The following is a 22,860-nucleotide window of genomic DNA, read 5'->3' as shown; positions in this document are numbered from 1 at the left end:
AAATGTCTCAGAAGATCAAGCCTTTAATATACCCGTACCACTGGGATATCATAGGGAACGACAGCCGTCCCAGGGCCAGGGCGGAATACGATCCCAGGTTCCTGGAATACAGGAGAGAGTGGGAGGAGAACCCCGTGAATTATAAGGTCTCCGATTTCCCGCTCCAGCTCGATATCGAGGTGAGCGGCAGGTGCAACCTGATGTGTTCGCACTGCGTCAGGCATTCGAGGAGGACGGACATCGGAGATATCGACGTCGAACTCTTTAAAAAGATAATAGACGAAGGCTCCCGGTACGGGCTTTACGCTATGAGCCCTCACTGGCTGGGGGAGTCATTCCTGCACCCTCACCTTATAGAGATGATCAAATACGCGAAATATAAAGGGGTCGTCGATATCAGGATCAATACGAACTGCACGCTGATAGATGAGGAGATGGCCAATAAGGTATTGGGGAGCGGCCTCGACACCCTGATATGTTCCATAGACGCCGTAGAAGAAGAGACCTATAACAGGATAAAGCTCGGTTCCGACTTCTCCCTGGTGAATGAAAATATAGAGAGGCTGATAAGCCTGAGGGACAGGAAAGGGCTCGATAAGCCGAAGATCATCGTACAGATGATCGACATGAAGAAGACCCACGAGGAACTTGCGTCTTTCGTCGATTACTGGAGGGTGCGGGCGGATAAGGTGCGGGTCGCCACCTACCAGAGCCCGGACGGCAGGCCCAACGACAGGAACAGGGTCAGGAACGCGCCCGACAGCATATTCCCGTGCCCCCAGCTGTGGCAGAGGCTCGTCATAGCATGGGACGGCACGGTCTATTCGTGCCTGGGGAACAATGCCTGCAGGGACCCCCTCGGCAACGTCAAAGAGATGCCGCTCTACGATATCTGGCACGGAGATAAATTGAATAAGTTAAGGCAGTTGCACATCGAATATAAGGCGGACGATATAGAGATGTGCGCGCACTGCGACTTGAATAAGATACCCCACACCGCCAAAAAATATAACGGAGATAAGAGATGCTCAAAAAAAAGAACGTAGGCAGGAAGATATCGGTCGGGATAGGGACGACCGGGAACTGTAACCTGAGCTGCCCTCACTGCTACTCGAGGCCCCTCAGGGGTAACACGCTCACCTTCGATGAGATAACCGCTCTCCTCGACGGGAAGAATATAAGTTCCATAAATTTCGGGACGGGAGAGAATATATTGAACCCGGATTTTGTCGATATAGTGAAGTGGTGCCACGAGAAAGGCATCAAGATGTCCCTCACGTCCAACGGTTACGGCATAATATCCCTCCACGACGACGATGTAAAAAAATTCAACGATATAGATATCTCGCTTGAATTTGTGAACGAAAAGCTGCAGAACGACTTCAGGCACGGCAATTCATGGAATTTTGTGGAGAAGGCGATAGAAAAATGCAGGCGCCTCGGCGTAGAGTTCTCGATCGCGACCGCCCTCATGAACGTAAATTATAGGGAGATCCCCGATCTCCTTGCCAAGGCGAAAAAAGAGGACTGCAACCTGCGCCTCAATATATTCAAGCCGGTGCCGAAGGCGGGCATCACGAAGTTCGCCCTGACCTATGACGAGTTCTGGGAGGCGATACGTCTGCTATTTACCCACGGCGGCCTCATAAGCTGTTCCGAGCCGATCGTGAACGCGATGCTCAACATACCTCCCATCGTGCCGCAATCTCCGTGCGGAAAGTCGAGCATAAGGGTGCACCCGACGGGGCAGGTGGTGCCCTGCGTCTACTGGTCCGAGGGGGACGTACATATAGATGACCTTAAAGATTCGTTTGAGCCGGCATTCCTGAGCGACTCCTTCAAAAAGGCGGGCATCGTACCGGAGTTCTGTCTTAAGAATTGCGATAAGGTGGGTGTTTGCGGCGGGGGGTGCTCATCCAGGCGCTACCTGAGAGGGGATATAAATGAGCCGGACGAATATTGCCCCATTTACCATAGAAGAGAGGTCCCGAAGATAGCGGTCACGGCGGCGAAGGGGCAGAAGGACCTCGTCCATTCGTCATATCTGTGCACTTTGATATTCGGGGGGAGATAGAGGACCAGATGGCTGTAAGTTTCAGGCCCGTAAGGGTAAAGGAAGGCAAAAGGCCGGATGCCCGCAAGGCGGATGAGATGATATTGTGGGGCAGGATATTCGACCGTCTCTATATGGCGCCGTATGTGGAGGGCAAGGGATCGGCGGGGAACATGGCCTTCAGGGCGCCGAACGGCATATGCATTACACCTTCCGGGGGCGCCCTCGGGTCTTTAAGGGCGGATGAGATAATGACGGTCGTCGACGTAAAGGAGGACGGAGGGGGTCTCTCGGTGCTCTTCTACGGCCATCCAGGTAAGGCGCCGAGCTCGGAGACGCTCATATACTGGGATATCTTTAAGAGGAGAAGAGATGTGAACGCGGTCCTGCACGGCCACGACTCCATATGTCTTGAGAAGACGGATGCCATACGTAAGATCTTTCCGGCCGACGTCTCCGAGACCAGAAAGGCGACGGATGCGGGCAGTTTCGATTTCGTGGAAGAGATGCGCGGTATATTATCCGGCAGCAACCGTTACCTCGTAGGAAAAGGCCACGGTTTCTTCGCGCTCGGAAAAGATTTTGAGGAGGCGGGGCTCCTGGCCCTTAAGTTGAGGACAGAGGCGACCGGTCTGCTTCTCGGGAAAAAGTTCATGGACGGACTGAAGGAAAAATATGACATATCTTGATAAGAAGACAATAAGGCTATCGGAGGACGTCCACCTTTTCGAGCGGGACGGTTTTGCGGCGTTCTTCCATTCATTGCGTATGACCAAGATCTATGGGGACGGTAAGACGCTTGCGACCCTCTTCCGGTATCTCAAAACCCCGCGCAGGAGAGCGGACGCGGTGAAGAGGTTCTCAAAACCGCTGATCGAAAAGCTCATGTCGGAAGGGATGGCCGTAGAAGGAATGGCGGCCAGAGAAGCGTCCCTGAAAAGGATAAAGAAGCTCGTCGGAAAGTTCGATATAACCAATATAGTCCTCCTCGTCTCCAATAACTGTAACTTCAGATGTTCCTATTGCCAGATCGAGGAGAATATGGCGCCGGAGCATATGGTCAATATGTCCAGGGAAGTTGCCGGCAAGGCGCTCGACCTCTTCAGGCGGAACAGCCGCCCGGGGGCGAAGAAGACGATCACCATTACGGGCGGGGAGCCGCTCCTCAATATGGACGTCGTCAGGTTCATCATAGATAAGGTAAGGAGAGAGCTGAAGAATACCCGCATAGTCATATTTACGAACGGGTCTCTGGTGACAAAGGAACTCGCCGTATATTTTAAAGACAACGACATACTGATGCTCATATCCCTCGACGGTCCGAGAGAGATGCACGATTCGGCGAGGAAGATGAAGGCGGGCGGAGGGAGTTTCGGGCCGGCTATGAACGGGTATAAGCTCCTCAAGGAGGCAGGTTGCACCATAGGCATCTCTGCCGTCGGAGGCACGCATAATGTAAAGGAGATCCGTAAAACATTCAAGTTCTTCACGGACCTGGCCCCTTCGAGCATAGGATTCAACTTCTCCCATTTCCTGTTGAATAAGGATAACCCCACCGAGATCCCGATAGTCGACTTCGGGAGGATACTGGTCGAGTTCTACGGCATATTGAGAGAGAGGCGGATATTCCTGGAGAACGTCTCCCGGCCGATCGGCGCCTTTGCGAGCAATAAGCCCAAGGTGAACGAATGCCAGGCGCAGGGGCACGGCTTCACCGTCGATGCACGGGGTAAGATCGGCCCGTGCAAAAGCCTGGTCGTGTCCGATATATTTTCCGAAGATATGGCAAGGGTCCCCAGGATCGATAAGAACCCCATGTTCATGGATTGGGCCACGCGGAGCCCTTTTATGGTCTCGAAGTGCGCGGATTGCACGGCCCTCTCCATATGCGGTGGCGGATGCGCCTACGACAGCTATATATCCAATAAAGGCGATTTCAAAGGTATCGACGAAAGGGTCTGCGAATACAAAAGATATATCCTCGATTATCTCATATGGGACCTCTTCGGAAAGATAAAGAGTAAGGTCATCAAAAATAAATTCTATTCCCCCTCCGTGAAGGAGCAGGAATCGGCATTTAACGGTTATTATGACAGGCGCAATGAATTGCAGCGTTCCGTAGGCCATGAGAACGACAAGTGAGATACGTCAAAAGGAGACACATATGCCGTCGATAAACGAAAAGATACTCGACATACCCATCTTTTACACCAAAGAGCTGACGGAAGGCATAAAGGATGATGCGACTGCGGTGAACCTGGCCAGGGGCGATTCCGAGTTCCAGACGCCGAGGCCTGTCATAGATTACCTCTGCAGGATATTGCCCGACGCCGGAGAGGGGCTGGACGGATTTAACACGCTCCCCGGCAAATGGACGCATTACGAGAAGGAGAAGGGTTCGCGCCGCCTCAGGGAGGCGATCGCAAGGAAATACCGGAGGGAGAGCGACCTCAAGGTGGACCCCGACTCCATCCTGATCACCCAGGGAGGGATGAACGCAATATTCACCTCCTTTATCGCGGTGACCAACCCGGGCGATGAGATCCTGATACCGGACCCATGCTATATAGCTTACGACCCCATATCGAACCATCTCCTTTCGGGGAGGACAGGCAAAAGGATACGGCCAAAGGAAGAGAACGGCTTCATCCTGACCGTAGAAGAGCTGGAGAGGGCCAGGACCAAGAAGACAAAGGCGCTGATACTGACATCCCCCTTGAACCCGGCCGGCACTTTATATGGCCGCGATCCGCTTAAATATATAATGGAGTGGGGAGCTGAGAACGATATCTTCATAATCCACGACGAGAACCACGAAAAGGAGATATATGACGGCAACAGACACTATCCGATAAGGTTATATGATACAGGAGGAGAGCATTCGATACTCTTAAACAGCTTTTCGCGTATAGGGATGGGGGGATGGCGCCTCGGATGGATGGTAGCCCCGAAAAAGGTGCTGAAGGCGGCTACGCTGGCGCACTCTTTTATCAATATGACGTGCAATACATTCGTGCAGGAGGCAGGCGCTTATACACTCGATAATTACGAGAAGTTAGGTTTCGACGATATATTCAGGAAGTATCAGGAGAAGAGGGACCTCCTGGTCCCCGCCCTGAACTCTATCCCCGGTTTCAGGTGCGCCGTGCCGAAGAGCACCTGCTATGCCTTTCCGAATATAAGGAAATTTTACGACTCGCACAGGGATGCCATCCTGTCATCGGTGGAGGAGGCGCTGAAGAGGAAGATCAAAGAGTGCCCGGAAAAGAAGGTATCCTGTGATAGAGACCTGAAATTGTCGCGCGAAAGCGTATCTTTCGCGATGCATAAGTATCTGTTATTCAAGGCGCGCGTCGGTGTGATCCCGGGCATCGCTTATGGGCCCGCGAGCGACGACCATATAAGGTTCTCTTTTTCGGTCAAGAGACCGGCCCTTGAGGAGGGGATAAGACGACTTCATGAATGCTGCCGTTCCGCCGTATGAATTGAAGAGTGACGGGTTTTTGACCCCCCAGGCAATGACCGGCGCGCGTTTCGCCGGCCGTGTCCCGGGGAGCTTATTGCTTACGTTCCATTATAATTCTGATATCTTTGCGCCGTTTGCCGCCGGGCGTGATGCCGTAAAGTGCCCATGGTACAGGGAGGACTACTCACCGGTCTCTTTGAAGGGCACCGATAAAGGGTGGTACATCCTTCCGGGCACGGGCGCCCCGGCTCTCATGTATGATCTGGAGAACCTCAGGGCATGCGGCGCCAGGCGCTTTGTCCTCTTCGGGAAGGCGGGTTTCCTGCGCCGTACGGATGCCGATCTGGCGATGCCCAGGTTGTCCTATATAGATGAGGGCACCAGCGCGCACTATATAGGGCGTAAAGAGAGCGTCGGTCTTGACAGCGCCCTGTACGGCGAGGTTAAAAAGGCGATGGAGGACCTGGGGTGTATCGTGTCCGAAGACCCTGTCTGGACCACGGATGCCATCTACAGGGAGACGCCGGGCAGGATCGAATATTTTAAGGAGAGAGGGTGCCTGTCCGTCGACATGGAGAGTTCCGCCTTCTTCTCCTTCTGCGGGAGGTATGGCCTGGAAGGGGCCAGCGTCTTATATAAGAGCGACTCTTTTTTGCGGGATAAGTGGGTTTACCACGGAGCGGATTTCAACTCCGCCGCCCTGACCGAAGGGAAGATAATCGAAGCATTGCTGAACGCTATCCGATCAACGTAAGGAAGGTCTGTATCATGCCCATCTCTGCATATGGCGGAAAACTGGTCGACCGGCTCATCGATGACAAGGAATTGTCCGCGCGGCTGGACAAGGTAAGGGACAAGAAATATATATCACCGGACGATATCATAAATATGCAGAACCTGGCCGCCGGTTGTTACAGCCCTCTCGAGGGCTTTATGACAGAGATCGAATATAATAGCGTCACGCTCTCCAGCACATTGCCGTCAGGGCATGCATGGACGATACCTGTGCTCCTCAGGGTAGAGGCGCCTCCCGAAGGGGATAAGGTCGCTTTGTGCGGCCCGGACGGTGTCGTTATAGGCATGATGGAGGTAGAGAGCGTCTTCGTGATAGACAACGAGAAGTTCTGCAGGAATGTTTTCGGGACCGCAGACCGGGACCATCCGGGCGTACGGCACGCCATGAAAAAAGAGGGGACCTGTATAGGAGGGAAGATATTCCTGTCCAGGTCAGGTATGGCCACCCACCGCCACTTCCGCACACCCAGGGAGTGCAGGGGCTGGTTGAAAGCGACGGGCAAGAAGGCCTTTACCGCTTTCTCTACCAGGAACGTATGCCATATAGGCCATCAGCATCTTCACGGCCTGGCGCTTGATGTCACCGATATGCTCGGTATCAATGTCATAACCGGGGCCCAGGTCGAAGGCAGCTTCCTGCCGGACGTCGTATTCGATATCTACGAGCACCTGATATCGGGGTCTTATCCGAAGGGGCGTGTATTTCTCAATAACCTCATGATACCGCCGATCTACGCCGGCCCGAAAGAGGCGTTCCTGCAGGCGACGATGCTGCAGAATTACGGTTTCACCCATGTCATCATAGGGCGCGACCATGCCGGGGTCGGCAGATATTATCCCAAATACGGTTCCCAGAAGATATTCGAGGAGCTGAAGGGACTGGATATAAGCGTATTACCTATAGCGGAACCGGTATTCTGCAAGGTATGCAATAAGGTGACGACCGAGGTCTTCTGCCGGCACACGGGAGACGACATAAGGCATCTGAACGGCCGCGACGTCAGGCGATACCTCATGGAGAAGAGACACGAGGAGCTGGACGCCGTCATAGGCAAAGATGTCCGGGACCTCCTCGTCGGGATGCTGGAGAAGAACGCAAAGATATTCTATTGATGGCGATGAAGAAGATAATAGACAGATTGCGCAGGGGGAGGGCAGGGCACATATTCCGTCAGACACGTGACAGGATATTGTATGTTTTGTGCGTTCCTCTCTTCCTGATATGCATACCGGCCATCCTGGTCGTGCGCATCGTGCGGCCATGGGCGGTCATACGCTTCGGATTTTTGTTCAGTCCCCGCATAGGCCACTTTGCCGCCAATACAGAGATATATCTCTGCGAAAGGGACGCCGGCCTCTGGCATAAAGGGCCTCGTACCGTCGATCTCTTTTATTTCCAGAGATCTGTATGTAACCGTCAGCTTGCGCGGATGTGGAAGCGGCTATTGCCGGTCTCGTCCCTTATCTATTACCTGCATCAGGCGAACAGGTGGATACCCGGATGGAGGCATCACGATATCTCCCTCCACAAGATCTACGACAGTCATGCCCTCATCTATAAGACGAAACCGCATCTGCGGTTCACGGCGGAAGAGGAATCGAGAGGATATTCAGCGCTTCGCAGGATGGGTATACCCGGGGACGGCGCCTTCGTCTGTTTCCATTCCAGGGATACGGCTTATCTCGATACCGTCTATCCGACCACTTACTGGACATACCACGACCACAGGAATTCGGATATAAAGACATATCTTCCGGCCATGGAGCGCCTGGCGGCCGGGGGGTATTATGCCGTAAGGATGGGCGCCGTTGTGGAGGATCCCATAAAGACCGGGAACGGGCGCATAATAGATTATGCCTCCGGATATCGCAGCGATTTTATGGATATATTTCTTCCGTCGCGATGCAGGTTCTTCCTGGGCTCCACCGCCGGTTATCTTGAGGTCCCCAGGATATTCAGGACCCCCATAGCGTATGTCAACTTTCTGCCCGTAGGCTATATGCATACAGCCAGCCCGTCAGATCTTTATATATTCAAAAAATTATGGCTGCGTAAAGAGAAGCGTCTTATGACATTCAGGGAGATATTCGGATCCGGCGCCGCATCCTTTTTGTATACAAGCGACTATGAAAAGAACGGCATAGAGGTGATCGACAACACAGCCGGCGAGATATCGGATCTTGCGACGGAGATGGATGCCAGGCTCGATAAGAGATGGACCCCCGCCCCGGAGGATGACGAACTGCAGGCGCGTTTCTGGAAGGTCTTCAGGTCGTACCAGCCGAACGGGGTCTCTCTGGCAAGGGTAGGTGCGCAATTTCTAAGGGATAACAGGGGTCTGTTAGACCAATAATCTATATGAGAGCATTTAAATTCATACATGAGATATGCAAAAAATTCCCGGTCCTTCTGGGCGCTAATACGCTGCTCCTGCTGGCCGTGGGGATATCGAGCGCCCTCTCTCTCTTTGCCGTAGGCCCGATAGTGGACCTCTTCATGCATCCGGACCTCCAGGGGATAAGTCCGCTTACGGGCAAGGCCGTGTACATACTGACTTTCCTGGGATACCCTCGGACGCTTGGCAACTGGCTCGTGGTATTTCTGGTCTTTGTTATAGCGAGCGGCCTCTTTCAGGTCTTCGCCATGCACTCGATCCTGAAGACGAAATATGCGGTGGTGCGGGATATGATGGTCGGCGCGTTCGAAGATTTTTTCAATGCGCGATGGCATTTTTTTACCGCTAACACACAGGGGGTCCTGCTGAATACGTTCAGCAGGGAGCTAACCGTAGTAGGGGACGCCTTCGGCGCCATGGCCATGTTCTTTTCGCATATATTGCAGCTGGTTTTCTATCTGGCGGTGCCTTTATGCATATCATGGCCTGTCACGGTTATCAGCCTGGCCTCGGCGGTCTTATTTTCGCTCCCTTTTATCATGGCCGGCAGGCTCAGCTACAGGTTCGGGAAAGCGAATACCGCTACTGCGAACGCCCTCATGTCGGCAGTCCAGGAGAGCGTCTCTTTAGCCAAGGTGGTCCTGGGGTTCGGCAACCAGGATAAGAACGCCCGCAAGGTAGGGGAGGCGTTCGATGCGCACAGGCGCGCGACACTGAGGTCGCAGGTCCTGAACATATCGATACCGCTCCTCTATCGTCCGCTGGGTATAGTAGCCCTTGTCATAGCCCTTATCGCCGCCCGCAGGTTCGGCGTGCCCTTATCGGAGGTGACGGTGATGCTCTTTGCCCTGCTGCAGGTCGCCTCGACTATCGGAAGTCTGGCCACGGAGAAGAATTCCGTAGAGAACTTCTTCCCGAGTTATGAACAGGTGAATGCGCTGAGAGGCCGTGCCCGGGAGCTGGTGCAGATATCCGGGGCAGTGCCATTTACGGGATTTTCGCGCGAGCTGACCGTAGAAGGCCTCTCCTTCGCTTATCCCAACCATGAGGAACCGGTCCTGACGGATGTAAATATCCGCATCCCTAAAGGGAGCATGATCGCCTTCGTAGGAGAATCCGGGGCAGGCAAGTCAACGCTTATAGATATAATCATGGGGTTTCACGAACCCTCCGCGGGACGCGTAGCTCTCGACGGAAGGCCGCTTTCGGATATAGATATCCGTACATACAGGCAGAGGATAGGATACGTGCCGCAGGAGAGCGCCCTCTTCAATATGACCATAAGGGATAATCTCCTCTGGGCCTCGGGATCTGCGACCGAAGACCAGATCGCGCATGCCTGCCGTCAGGCAAATGCCGATGAATTCATCCGGCAGCTGCCCGGCGGCTATAATACCGTAGTGGGGGACCGCGGCGTCCGGTTGTCCGGCGGCCAGGTCCAGCGCGTTGCGCTCGCCCGGGCCATCCTCCGGAGGCCGGAACTGCTGATATTGGATGAGGCGACGAGCGCCCTCGACACATCTTCGGAACGTCTCATACAGGAGGCGATCGAGGCGATCTCCAGGGAGACGACGATAGCCGTCATAGCGCATCGCCTCTCTACGATCGTGAATGCCGATTACATATATGTGCTTAAGAAGGGGCGTGTAGTCGAAGAGGGTTCCTACACGGACCTGGTCAGGGCGAACGGCTATTTCAACCGTATGGTCAAACTGCAGCTATTGGAGACGGTATAATATGGATACGCGCATGACCCGGCATATAATTTACGCCGCCATACTGGCGCTTTCGGGCATAGCGTTTACTCTATTCGCCCGTTGGGAACCGGGCGGCGAAAGTTGGGGATACTGGCTCTTCGCGCGCATCTTCGCCGAGACGGGCAAATTTATCGTCGTCGACAGGAGTCCTCTCTATATACTTTATCTGAACCTCTTCAGGTGGATGGGATATCCGTTAGAGGTCATCGTCGAATACTGCGTCACGTTCATGATAGCGGCAGTATCATTCATCGCTTTATTCAAACGATATGCCGGGCTCGTCGGCGCTTCATTTGCCTTCGTACTGTGGATGCCGTTCTTCCAGATGGCCGAGCCGCATACTCAGCAGCTGGCCCTCGCGTCGGCATGCCTTGCGGTAGTGGCGAGGGGTGATGCGACGAAGAGATCGAGGATGGCCCTCTCATATGCTCTTCTCCTCTTCGCATACATGATACGGTATAACTATCTTTTACTCGTCGGTATCTTCATCTTCTGGGATATCCTTCGGGCCCTGAGAAGGTCCGGCTTCAATTCCCTTATACGCGCTCTCAGGCCCGGGCCGGCAGACTGGCCTCTCTTCATTGCCATATTGCTGCTCCTATGGTTCAAGGTAGCGCAATCGCCGCACCCATGGAACAATATATGGTTTTCGAGCGCCGCCTGGTTCCCCGGTAACGGCAAGTCCCTGGCCGACGCCGCCTTTATACAGGACAGCAATTTCCAGTATATATTTCATAGATACGGAAGTTTTCATAACAAGGACTTCTATTTTACCAATCACGAGCTTTTCGGAGGCGCCACCGATATGTTAGGGGCCGTATTCGCAAATCCGGGATTCGTGGCACGCCAACTGGCCGAGAACATAAAAGGCGCATTCTGCACCATAGCCAGCCTGACGATGCTGCCCCCTTTCTATTACTCGAAGCCGTCCGGGCATCTGTGGTTATTTTACTCCGCGGCCGGGGCGGTGACCGTCCCTCTCCTGGGCCTCATCCTGTACGGCGCGGTCCGCGCCTCTAGGGATGACGGCATGCGGCTCTTCCTGGCCGGGAATATCCTTTTACTCCTGTCTCACGCGCTATCCTCGCCCAGCGCGCACTATATGGGCGCTGTCATACCGGTCTTCATCCTTGGCGCGTCGTGGTATGGAAATCTTTTCAGGGGCGTCTCCACGAGGTACGGTCACCTCATCCTGCCCCTCTTATTGATATTCTTTTCTAACGGCCCTATCCACTGGTCAAAGATAACCGGTGACCTGGCCGAAGATGTACGGCACAGAGATGTGCGTATCATGGAGACGAGGCCGTATTCTATCGGTGCCTCATTCAGGACGCTCGAAGAGCTGGCCCGGCCCGCCAAAGGGATAATGGCCCTGGAGAGCGCCTTCATAGGCGCATTCATGAGCGTGCCGCTAGACAGGGTATACGATATCTGGGAGATCCCGCCGTTCGGCAGGTTCGGCAGCTCCGATTATAACGGATTGCGGCCGGACAGGATAGACCGCGTATTCGTTTCGCATCGGCTGGCCACCGATACAGGAAAAGGGACCAATATGCAGATCAGGTATGATAATTATATACTTCCATATACTGAAGCGCTGTCCGCAGAAGGGGCGCATATCTATGATATCGAGAAATTCGGAAAGGCGTATATCATGCCTGGGCCGGGTGAACGATAGGAGCGAAAGACCGTGAAGCGATATCCGGATAATGATGAGACTGCCCGTGGGGACCAATCCCTTTACATCTACATCGGCCTATCGGTCTTTGCGGCCGTCCTGTGGTTGAGGTTCCTCTCCGGGGCCGTATCGAATATCTCCTTTGAGGAGGACCTCCTCTGGTTCATCCCGGCGGTATTCCGGGCAATCCGGGATATGTCGCCATTGGGTATAGCCAAGTTCATACTCGACCCGGCGCCCGCCCTGTACGGGCCGGCCGTCCTGAAGGCATATACCGTCCTTTGCCTGAATCTCTTCGGTCCGTCGCCTTCCGGATTCGTATCCGTTTCGCTCCTATTCCATGCGTTCGGCTCGTTCCTCTTATTTTCATTATGCAGGAATATGGGGCTCGGGTGGCGGAAGAGCACATTCTCCGCGATCATATTCCTCGGCCTTTATATACACTTCGGCGCGTATATATGGCCGATGGCCTTCCAGCACCTCGTCACGGTCTTTTTTATGCTTTTGGTATTGAGCCTTTATCTGAAGACGGGCACCATCATGGACGGGAGGAGGGACGGCCGCGCGTATTATGCCATGACGATAGCCGCGAATCTCGCCGCCTCATTCGCGAGGGCCAGCATATTGATGCTGCCGGTCCTGCTGTTGTTTCATATAGCCGTATCTTCAAGAGGCGGGGAGGAACGGGCGCGAAAGTTCCGCCTATGGTCTCCTCTATTCATAACGTATCTCGTCTATCCGCTATTCGCCCTCGTCTACGGAGGCGACGACAGGATGAACATATACCTGGCCGGAGGGAGGAGCGCCTTATCATATGCGCTATTTTTCGCCGCGGGCCTGGCGGCATTGATCCTGACCGGCCCGGCGCTGAGGTTACAGTGGGAGAAGAAGTCCGGCCGCCGGAACACGGCCTGCGCGATAGCCGCCGCGCTGTTTATCATCTTCTATTTCTCGATATCCTCAAAAGATATACGTAATATCCTCCTGCCGTATAATGTCATCCTCCCGTTCGCCGGCATGGTCGCATCGTTCCTGGGACCGGTCCGCGCCGTCCTCTCGAACGATCCGTCCCGTCCTTACTATTTTGTATCGCTTGCGCCGGGGTTCTTCTATCTGTCCCTGGCGATCGGGATGCTTTACGTATTTTTCAGGGATTCGGTAAAAGAGCATAAAGGGCTTCTTATATTCGTGCCATGGTACCTGATGAGCTTCATATATATCAACCTTCGCGAGCCCGTCGCCTCCCGTTATTTCATATATCTCTCCCCGGCATTCTGCGTCATTGCGGCGTCGGTGTTCGACCGTCTCTTCTTTTCCGGTCCCGGCAGGACGGTGAGGGGGAATATCGCGCGGGAGATCGTCGCGGCGGTCATAATAGCGGGCCTCGTCGCCTCCAATATCGCCGCTATCCGGCTTGACCTTCTGCGCGGCCGCCTGGCCAATAACTTCCCCGCGTATGACCGGTTAAAGGGAGGTGCCGCCCCAGACGGGTTCGACGGCACATTCAGCGCCGCGATGTCGAAACTGAAAGAGCGAAACTATCCGGCGGCAAAGGCCTTATTCGACAGGGCGCTTGCCATACGCCCGTTCCTGCTTAACTACGTCCTCCCGGGCCTCGAACTCGAAGACCTTAAATGGATCATGAATGCGCCGGACATGAAGGACTGGATAAATAAGATAGTATCTTATAGCGAGGTGAACGCCGATGACAGGGAGAAGGCGGTTCAGATCGGCTCCGTCATCGACCGGGAGGTGGACGGTTATATCGAGTGCCTCTTCTGCGCATCATACCTGAGTTACCGGTCAGGCGACGGCGCCTCGGGCGAGCGTCTCTTTTCGCGCATACAGTTCCTGGAGAGCGACTACGGCGCCGTATCCGCTATCCTGGAGAGGTCGGGCTGCATGGACCTGGATGGCGATATGCGCCCGTTCCTGAACAGCTTCAATAGCACCTCCCTCTATACGGACGTGCCGTACCGCAACACCTTCGAATTCGAGCGCTTCCTCTTCAAGCTCCTAACGGGCAGGGCAATTGTAAAAACCGTTCATTGATTTCCGACAAGGGTCACCAGGTCACCAAGTCACAAGGTCACAAGTAAAAGCTTTTACTGGTGACGTGGTGACAGGTGTCATGGTGACCTATTTTCCTCTGCCCTGAATTATAGGTTGTCAGCCCCGTCCCGCTATGTTATTATATATGGTCTATAGTAATATTATAAGCTATGGTACATAATAAAAACATAATATGCATATCCTCTATTGACTGGGACTTCGTGTGGCAGGGGCACCAGGAGATCATGGAGACCTTTGTCCGCGAGGGGAACAAGGTCCTCTTCATAGAGAATACGGGCATACGTGTGCCCACCTTTTCGGACCTGCCGAGGATAAGGAAGCGGCTCACCAACTGGTTCCGATCTTTTAAGGGGATACGGAAGGAGAGGGAGAACCTTTTCGTATATTCGCCGGTCATACTGCCTTTCCCGTACTCCAGGATCGCCTCATTCATCAACCGCCTTATAATGCTGCCCGTCCTCAAGAGGTGGATGAAGGCGGCGGACTTCACCAATCCCATCATATGGACGTTCCTTCCCACCGCCACGGCCCTGAACCTCATAACCAACCTTGACCACGAGCTCTCCATATACTATTGCATAGCCGACTTCAGCGAGCTGGTCAGGAATAAGGAGAAGCTCCGTAAGTCGGAAGAGGGGATATTGAAGGCGGTCGACCTCGTATTCGCCCAGGGGATCGTCCTGAAGGAGCATTGCCTGAAGCTCAACAAGAATGTCCACATATTCCCGTTCGGCGTCAAGGGGGAGCTTTTCAACAGGAAGGGCGGCCCTTCAGCCGGAAAGCTGCCGGATGACTTAAAAGGCGTAAAGGGGGCCAGGGTCTGTTATGTCGGCGGGCTCCACCGGCACATAGATTACGAGCTTCTGGGATCGCTCGCCCGCCTCAGGCCCGGATGGTCGATAATACTAATAGGACCTGACCAGGTAAACTATTCGGCCCAGGCCAAACCGGAGAATATAATACTCCTGGGGATGAAGAGGCACGATGAGCTGCCGGATTACATAGAGAATATGGACATATGCATGATCCCTTATAAGATAAACGAATATACCCGGACCGTCTATCCGACAAAGCTGAACGAATATCTCCTGATGGGCAAGCCCGTCATCTCCACCGCCCTCCCGGAGATAGAGGAGTTCAACCGCCTGTACGGCGATATCGTGCATATAGAAAGCTCGGGCGAGGGTTTTGCCCGCCGTATAGAAGATATAATGAAAAGCGAGAACGGAAAAGAGGCCTCCAGGGGCAAGGAGGCCGCAATGCAGAATACCTGGGAGAACCGCATAGAGGAGATGAGCGAGATCATGGAGGAGAGGATAGCGCAAAAGGCGATGTACGCCAGCCGCGGCTGGAAAGAGAACCTCGCCGCCCTCTACCGCGTCTCGAAACGCAGGGTGATACGGGCGGTTATCCTGGCCGCGCTCTCATATCTTCTCATATTCAATTCACCTCTTTTGTGGTTCGTAGCGAGCCCGTTAAAGATATCTCAGGTACCGTCCGTATCCGATGCCATAGTGGTCTTCGGAGGAGGGGTGGGCGAGAAGGGGTCGCCCGAAGAGAGCACCGTGGAGAGGGCCAGGTACAGCGTGGAACTCTACAGGAAGGGACTCGCCGGCCATATCATATATTCATCGGGATATACGTTCAAATATAACGATGCCGAGAATATGAAGCTATTCGCCATCTCTATGGGGGTGCCCGAGGAAGATATCATACTGGAGAAGAGGGCAAACTCGACTTACGAGAATGTGAAATATACGAGCGAGATCCTGCGCAAAATGGACTTCCGCAGGATGATACTCGTGAGCTCTCCGTATAATATGCGGAGGGCGGAGCTGGTAGCCAGGAAGACGGCTAAGGATATCGATATCATATATTCCCCGGTGCCGGGATCTAAATTTTATTACAGGGACGGACCCGTAAAATGGGAACAGATCAGGGCGATCGCGCACGAGTACCTGGGGATACTCTATTATCTCTTCAAGGGTTATATCTGACCAAAGCCGGAGGCGAGGTGCATATGAAGATAAGCGTAGTCATACCCGTATATAACGGTGCGCGCACCATATCGAAACTCGTGGAGGACCTGCTCGGGATACTTAAGGCGTATCAGACGGAGATCATACTGGTGAACGACGGAAGCAAGGATAAGAGCCATGATCTCTGCCTCTCCATCTATGAAAGGCACAAGGCAAACGTCAAATATATATGCCTTGCCAGGAATTTCGGGGAACACAATGCAGTAATGGCCGGCCTGAACCAGGTGACGGGCGACTATGCCGTTACCATAGACGATGATTTCCAGAACCCGCCGGAAGAGATACCGAAGCTCCTCGATAAAGCCGTCTCGGAAGGCCTGGACGTCGTATACAGTTATTATGAGAAGAAGCGCCATTCGTTCATGAGGAATGCCGGCAGCTCGTTCAATAACGCGATAGCCAACCTTCTGCTCGATAAGCCCAAAGACCTCTACCTTTCGAGCTTTCGGTGCATGAGCCGTTTCATAGCGGAGGAGGTCGTCAAATATAAAGGCCCGTACCCTTATGTCGACGGGCTCATCCTGCGCAGCACCGGGAATATAGGCAAGGTCCTTGTCCGGCACGCAAGCCGCGCCGCCGGCCGGTCCGGGTATACCTTCCATAAGCTAGTGCGGTTATGGATCAATATGTTCATAAATTTTTCCATATTCCCTTTGCGGGCGAGCACGCTCCTGGGGTTCCTCTTCCTGATAATAGGCGTCCTGTCGAGTATCTCGATGATCATAGAGAAGATCATCAATCCGGCGATCCCGATGGGCATAACGACGATACTCGTAGCGATCCTTCTCTTCGGGGGCATACAGCTCCTTATATTGGGTCTGATAGGCGAGTACCTTGGGAAGCTCTTCCTGATGGACAACAGGACCCCGCAGTACGTAGTGCGGCGCCTCTTTTCGAACGATAAGGATATCCCGCGCGCATGAGAGTGATGTTCATAGTAAATGACCTTGGCGTAAATGAGCCGTTCGGCCCCATGATACTGTCGTCGGTCCTGAAAGAGAAGGGGCACCGGACGGTCCTCGGGGTCATCAAGAAAGAGGATGTCGAGAAGAAGATATTATCATGGAAACCGGATATGCTGGCGTACAGCATGATGTCCGTCGACATGAAGGATATGCGGAGATTCAACGATTCGCTCAGGAAGAGGGCCAGGATATTCACCATACTGGGCGGCGCGCACGCCACGCTTGACAGGTCCTGTGTTACCGGCGGCGGGATAGATGCCGTATGCGTGGGAGAAGGCGAGGGGCCCATCATAGACGTGGTCGAATCTATCGGATCCGGCAAGGGCGTCGGCGCGATCCCGAACATCGTCACGCAGGAGGATCCCGGGCTGAAATTGAGGCCGCTCATATGCGATCTCGATACGGTCCCTTTCATGGACAGGGAGCTCGTGTACTCGTATCCGTTCATGGGGCGTTTCGGGATCAAAGGCATATGGACCTCCAGGGGGTGCGCCTTCCCGTGCCCGTACTGTTTCAATAACCGGTACAACAGGATATTCGAATCGAGCGGCAGGGTGGTGAGGAGGCGGACGGTCTCTTCGGTCATAGAAGAGACGAAAGAGATGAAGAATAGATACAGGGTCGATTTCGTCCGCATACAGGACGACGTCTTTGTATATAAGGCCGATGAATGGCTAAAGGAATTTTCCGAAAGATGGGCCTCGGAAATCCGGCTGCCGTTCTATTGTCTGCTCCGCGCCGAACTCGTTACCGATGAAATGGCGTCCTATCTTAAAAAGGCGGGATGTTTTTCGGTCTGTATGTCCATAGAGGCGGCTGACGATGACGTGCGGCTCAGGATGATGAGGCGTAATGCCACAAAACCGCAGCTCGAGGAGGCGTTCAGGATATTCAAGAGGCACGGCATAAACGTATACGCGAATACTATGCTTGCCCTCCCGTTCACGACGCTCGATCACGACATCGCCTCTCTCGATTTCGCCATAAAGGTCAAGCCGGAGATGCCCAACTTTTCCATATTCATGCCGTATCCCGGGACTGACCTGGGCGACTATTGCATAGAGAGGGGTATCTATGACCCGGAGGGCGACAGTATCGACTACGGCATGCGCAACATGAGCCCGCTCAGCTGTTTTTCGGACAGGGAGAAGCGGGCGCAGTACAACCTGTGCGAGCTTGCCATAGTGGCGGCGAAGTTCCCGTCGCTCAGGGATATCATAGTCAAGCGCCTGATATACTGGAGGCCCAATAAGACATTCTTCTTTATACATTACCTCCTGGCCGTTACAACGTACGGCAGGAAGATATTCTATTTCAGGCATACGCTGAAAGAGTATATCGAACTTGTTATCAGGACGTTCCGGCACTACCTGTACGATTTTACGAAGGAGAAGAGCGCCCCTGAGAGGGCCGGAACCCAGGCGAAGGGCCGCCATGCCTTATTGAGCGATGCCGAAAGAAGAGATGAACTTGAGAAGTGCATGAACGCAATGAGAGGGGCTTGAGAGCTATGCATAAGACGGAGCTTAAGAAGGGATATTTCAAAGGTAAGAAAGTGGTCATCACGGGCGGTCTCGGTTTCATAGGCAGTAACCTCGCCATAAGGATGGCCCGGCTCGGCGCCGATATAACGCTGGTCGATTCGATGATACCGGAATACGGAGGAAACCTCTTCAACATAAAGGGGCTGGAGGGGAAGGTCCACCTGAATTTCTCCGATGTCCGCGATGAGTACTCGATGGATTTCCTGGTGCGCGGCGCCGATATAATATTCAACCTGGCAGGTCAGGTAAGCCATATAGACAGTATGAAGGACCCCTATACGGACCTGGAGATAAATACCAAGAGCCAGCTCTCGCTCCTTGAGGCATGCAGGAAGAAGAACCCCGGGATCAAGATCGTATTCGCGAGCACCCGGCAGATATACGGAAAACCGGAATACCTCCCGGTCGACGAGTCGCATCCTTTAAAGCCGACCGATGTTAACGGCATAAATAAGCTTGCGGGAGAGTGGTATCACGTACTGTACAACAAGGTCTACGGCATGAAGACGGTGGCCTTAAGGATGACGAACACCTACGGGCCGCGCCTCCTGATGAAGCATAACAGGCAGGGTTTCATAGGGTGGTTCATACGCCAGATCATAGACGGCAAGCCTATAGAGATATACGGCAGCGGCAAACAGCTGAGGGACCTGAACTATATAGATGATGTGATCGATGCCCTGTTGATCTCGTCATATGACGATTCCCTGAACGGCGAGATATTCAACCTTGGCAATTCACCGGCCATATCGCTGGTGGATATCGCGAAGCTCCTTATAGGGATCAACGGTTCCGGCAAATACCGCTTGATACCGTTCCCCGAGGAGACGAGGAAGATAGATATAGGCGACTATTATGCCTCATACGAAAAGTTCAATAAGGCGACGGGATGGACGCCCAGGGTCTCTTATGAAGACGGTTTTTGCAAGACGATAGATTTTTATAAGAAGAACAAAAGATATTACTGGTGAGGACTATGTCAGCGGGCATGATTCCGTTCTGTGATCTGAAGCGCCACTACAGCCGTATAAAGAGAGACGTGGACGGCGCGATAAGGAGGGTATTCTCATCCGGATATTTTATACTTGGGCCGGAGGTGGCCGCGTTCGAGCGTGAATTCGCCGGGTACTGCGGATGCCGTTTCGGGGTGGGTGTCGCCTCGGGCACGGAGGCCATATATATCGCGCTGGCGTCAATGGGTATAGGCGCGGGCGATGAGGTCATAACGGTGGCTAATGCCGGCATCCCGACCGTCTCTGCCATCACCATGGCAGGCGCCACGCCCGTCTTTACGGATATAGATATAGCGAGCTACACCATGGACGTCTCGAAGATAGAGGCGAAGGTCTCTTCCAGGACGAAGGCGATCCTGCCGGTCCATCTCTACGGCCAGTGCGCAGACATGGACCCTCTATTGAGGATAGCAAAGAAGCACGGACTGAAAGTGGTGGAAGACGCCTGCCAGTCCCATGGGGCGGTCTATAAAGGCAGGAAGGCGGGGTCCATGGGAGATGCCGGGTGTTTCAGTTTCTATCCTACAAAGAACCTGGGCTCGTTCGGGGACGGCGGCATGGTAGTAACGAACGATAGGCAGCTGGCCCTTAGGACGCGTATGATAAGGGATTATGGACAGACAGACAGGTATCTCCACAAAATAAAAGGTATCAACAGCCGCCTTGACGAACTGCAGGCGGCCATACTGAGGGTCAAGTTAAAATATCTGGATGGGTGGAACCGGACCCGTCGCGAGATAGCCGGGATATACGGGAAGAGTATAAATAACGGGCTTATCGTCAAGCCGGATAGGATGGACCACGGCCTCCCGGTATATCATCTGTACGTGGTCAGGTCGGGATACAGGGACGCTTTCAGGAGGCACCTGGCTCGCAATGGGGTGCAGTCCCTCGTGCACTATCCGAGGCCCGTCCACATGCAGGAGGCCTATCCGGAGCTTAGGGGTAAATGCGCCCTCCCCGTCACGGAAGAGTGTTCGAGGACGGTCGTATCGCTGCCTCTATACCCTGAAATGACCGGAAGAGAGACGCGCCGCGTATGCGACGCGGTAAATTCGTTCAAAAACAGGTAATGCCGTTCGGATGGAAACTAAAGAATACACCCTGATGTATGAGCTTGAAGAGGGCCACTGGTGGTACAGGGGGCTTCACGACCTTCTCTTCTCGACCATAAGTAAGCTGAACGGCGAAGGGCGCGGCATAAAGATACTCGACGCAGGGTGCGGCACCGGTTTCACTATGGCAGCCCTCGACAGATACGGCAGGTCTTTCGGCGTCGACATATCCGATATCGCCCTGGGCTACTGCCGCAAGAGGGGCCTGAGCCGTATGGTAAAGGGCTCTATAGAAGCGATGCCGTTCGCAGACGCCTCTTTCGATATAGTGATACTGACGGACGTCCTTTATCACAGGCTGGTCAGGGACGATCTGGCCGTGCTGGGAGAAGCGCACAGGGTCCTGAAGAGCGGCGGGCACGTCATCATAAACGAGCCGGCCCATAATTACATGAGACGCAACCACGACACGTTCGTACATACGCGGCACAGATATGAGATGAGCGAGATGTGCGATATGCTCCGTAAAAAGGGTTTCAATATAATAAAGAGGACGTACAGGAATATGCTGCTGGGGGCGGTCCTCGTCTTCTTCAAATTTTTCGTATGGAAGATAAAGAAGGACAACTCCAGCAACCTCAAACCGATATTCCCCGCCGTGAACGGCATGCTTTATGCGGTCCTGAAGGCGGAGAATATGGCATTGAACGTGTTCGATATGCCGTGGGGGTTGTCGGTCTTCTGCGTCGCAAAGAAGGTATAGGCGTGATCATATATGAATAGAAAGACGGTCATCTCATACGTGATAGTCCTCATAGCGGTATCATTGCTGCTGAGGGCATTCCTGCTCGACCTATTCCTGTCCCGGCATTCCATAGAGCAGTGGGAATATGATTCCATAGCCAGGAATATCCTCGCCGGAAAAGGGTTCACCATGCCCCACCTGGGGACGACTTACCGGTCCTTCACCACGCCCCTGTATGTCTTTCTGCTCGTACTGGTGTACGGCATGTTCGGGTTCGACCCTGCTCCGGTCATGTACATGCAGACACTCCTGTCTATCGGGGCATGTGTATTGATATTCCTGATAGCGCGGAAGACCTTTGATGAGAAGGCGGCGCTGGTCGCGCTTGCGCTTACGATCTTCCACCCGGCCCTGGTCCTCTATTCGGTAAAGAAGGCGCATACCCTTACGCTTGACCTCTTTGTCTTCTCGCTCGTCATATTCTGTGTAATGAAACTGCGCGAAAGGGTTTCCTTGAAGAGCGCAGCGTTCTGCGGGCTCACATTCGGAGTTGCCGCCCTGTCGCGGTTCTCCATAATGGATTTCCTGCCGTTCGTCCTGCTGTGGTTATTCATCCTGATGAAAGGGGGATTATTGAAGAAGGTCTCTTGCCTGGCGATCTTTTTGATCTTCTTGTCCGTGCCGGTTTCGGGATGGGTCCTGAGGAACTATGTCATACACCATAAGTTCATCCCGGGCGCAAGCGTTGACGCGGAGGTCTTCTGGCGGGGCAATAACATGAATGCGACCGGCAGTTCGTATATGCCCTCCGGCGAGCCCGTATTGCTGGAGGATAAAGAACTTTATTCGAAGATCGTGGCGTTGCCTGAGCTTGAGCAGAGAGAGATATTCCGGGAAGAGGCGCTCAAATTTGTGAGCGAGGACCCCGCCAGGTTCATAATGCTCTTCTTCAGGAAACTCGGCTATTTCTGGTGGTCTTCGCCGACGACGGGTTTGCTTTACCCGTCCCTGTATACGGCCGTATATAATTATTCTTACGCCTTTTATGTCTTATTCGCCGCCGCGGGCCTTTATATGGCGCTCGGCAATAAGGTATGGTCGGACAAGGGGAACTTGATGTTACTGGTATTGTTCATGCTGTCGATATCGGTATTCCAGAGCTTATTTTATGTGGAGGGCAGGCACAGGTGGAGTGTGGAACCGGTCCTCCTGATCATCTCGGCTTCAGGGATAACCGGTCTTTTCGAGATATTCTCGAACTTCTACAAGAGGGAGCGATGA

The 22,860-nt window shown here is 53.6% G+C and carries 18 protein-coding genes; all 18 read left to right on the top strand.

Annotated elements, in window-relative coordinates; translation table 11 throughout:
* The first annotated feature begins 2 nt into the window (after positions 1-2).
* The 18 genes from WC515_07245 to WC515_07160 all read left to right on the top strand — a co-directional run bounded on the left by WC515_07245 (position 3) and on the right by WC515_07160 (position 22,860).
* Entirely contained in the window at positions 3-1,046 is a 1,044-nt protein-coding gene (locus WC515_07245) for a radical SAM protein (GenBank protein MFA5147151.1), read from the top strand.
* Positions 1,025-2,074: a radical SAM protein gene (locus WC515_07240; protein MFA5147150.1), complete on the top strand. Its 1,050-nt coding sequence runs from the start codon at positions 1,025-1,027 to the stop codon at positions 2,072-2,074. The genes WC515_07245 and WC515_07240 overlap by 22 nt, the downstream gene beginning before the upstream one ends.
* An 8-nt stretch (positions 2,075-2,082) precedes the next feature.
* On the top strand, positions 2,083-2,742 hold the full coding sequence (locus WC515_07235; GenBank protein MFA5147149.1) for a class II aldolase/adducin family protein: 660 nt from the start codon (positions 2,083-2,085) through the stop codon (positions 2,740-2,742).
* The gene (locus tag WC515_07230; GenBank protein ID MFA5147148.1) at positions 2,729-4,195 is read left to right on the top strand and encodes a radical SAM protein; all 1,467 of its coding nucleotides are present in this window, start codon (positions 2,729-2,731) and stop codon (positions 4,193-4,195) included. The genes WC515_07235 and WC515_07230 overlap by 14 nt, the downstream gene beginning before the upstream one ends.
* Before the next feature lie 22 nt (positions 4,196-4,217).
* Positions 4,218-5,537, top strand: a complete 1,320-nt coding sequence (locus WC515_07225) for an aminotransferase class I/II-fold pyridoxal phosphate-dependent enzyme (protein MFA5147147.1) — start codon at positions 4,218-4,220, stop codon at positions 5,535-5,537.
* Positions 5,512-6,273 (top strand): hypothetical protein, encoded by a 762-nt coding sequence (locus WC515_07220; protein MFA5147146.1) that lies wholly within the window; start codon positions 5,512-5,514, stop codon positions 6,271-6,273. Before WC515_07225 ends, WC515_07220 begins: the two co-directional genes overlap by 26 nt.
* A 14-nt stretch (positions 6,274-6,287) precedes the next feature.
* Entirely contained in the window at positions 6,288-7,427 is a 1,140-nt protein-coding gene (locus WC515_07215; protein ID MFA5147145.1) for a hypothetical protein, read from the top strand.
* A 5-nt stretch (positions 7,428-7,432) separates the two neighbouring features.
* Positions 7,433-8,668: a TIGR04372 family glycosyltransferase gene (locus tag WC515_07210; GenBank protein MFA5147144.1), complete on the top strand. Its 1,236-nt coding sequence runs from the start codon at positions 7,433-7,435 to the stop codon at positions 8,666-8,668.
* 5 nt (positions 8,669-8,673) lie between these two features.
* On the top strand, positions 8,674-10,446 hold the full coding sequence (locus WC515_07205) for an ABC transporter ATP-binding protein (GenBank protein ID MFA5147143.1): 1,773 nt from the start codon (positions 8,674-8,676) through the stop codon (positions 10,444-10,446).
* Between the two features lies 1 nt (position 10,447).
* Positions 10,448-12,145 (top strand): hypothetical protein, encoded by a 1,698-nt coding sequence (locus WC515_07200; protein ID MFA5147142.1) that lies wholly within the window; start codon positions 10,448-10,450, stop codon positions 12,143-12,145.
* A 12-nt stretch (positions 12,146-12,157) separates the two neighbouring features.
* Positions 12,158-14,197: a hypothetical protein gene (locus WC515_07195; GenBank protein MFA5147141.1), complete on the top strand. Its 2,040-nt coding sequence runs from the start codon at positions 12,158-12,160 to the stop codon at positions 14,195-14,197.
* Between the two features lie 170 nt (positions 14,198-14,367).
* Positions 14,368-16,215, top strand: coding sequence for an ElyC/SanA/YdcF family protein (locus WC515_07190; GenBank protein MFA5147140.1), 1,848 nt, complete (start codon positions 14,368-14,370; stop codon positions 16,213-16,215).
* A 23-nt stretch (positions 16,216-16,238) separates the two neighbouring features.
* Positions 16,239-17,180, top strand: coding sequence for a glycosyltransferase family 2 protein (locus tag WC515_07185; protein ID MFA5147139.1), 942 nt, complete (start codon positions 16,239-16,241; stop codon positions 17,178-17,180).
* Between the two features lie 5 nt (positions 17,181-17,185).
* Complete coding sequence (locus WC515_07180) at positions 17,186-18,727, top strand: radical SAM protein (protein ID MFA5147138.1); 1,542 nt, start codon at positions 17,186-17,188, stop codon at positions 18,725-18,727.
* Between the two features lie 5 nt (positions 18,728-18,732).
* Complete coding sequence (locus WC515_07175) at positions 18,733-19,737, top strand: NAD-dependent epimerase/dehydratase family protein (GenBank protein ID MFA5147137.1); 1,005 nt, start codon at positions 18,733-18,735, stop codon at positions 19,735-19,737.
* A gap of 17 nt (positions 19,738-19,754) precedes the next feature.
* A complete protein-coding gene (locus WC515_07170; protein MFA5147136.1) occupies positions 19,755-20,852 on the top strand; it encodes a DegT/DnrJ/EryC1/StrS family aminotransferase in 1,098 nt (365 codons plus the stop codon).
* A 10-nt stretch (positions 20,853-20,862) separates the two neighbouring features.
* The gene (locus WC515_07165) at positions 20,863-21,597 is read left to right on the top strand and encodes a class I SAM-dependent methyltransferase (protein MFA5147135.1); all 735 of its coding nucleotides are present in this window, start codon (positions 20,863-20,865) and stop codon (positions 21,595-21,597) included.
* Positions 21,598-21,609: 12 nt separating this feature from the next.
* The gene (locus tag WC515_07160; GenBank protein MFA5147134.1) at positions 21,610-22,860 is read left to right on the top strand and encodes a glycosyltransferase family 39 protein; all 1,251 of its coding nucleotides are present in this window, start codon (positions 21,610-21,612) and stop codon (positions 22,858-22,860) included.

The organism is Candidatus Omnitrophota bacterium (genome assembly GCA_041650805.1).
In the GTDB taxonomy this organism is placed as follows: domain Bacteria; phylum Omnitrophota; class Gorgyraeia; order 2-01-FULL-45-10; family 2-01-FULL-45-10; genus JBAZKM01.
This window is presented reverse-complemented; position numbering and strand designations above follow the sequence as displayed.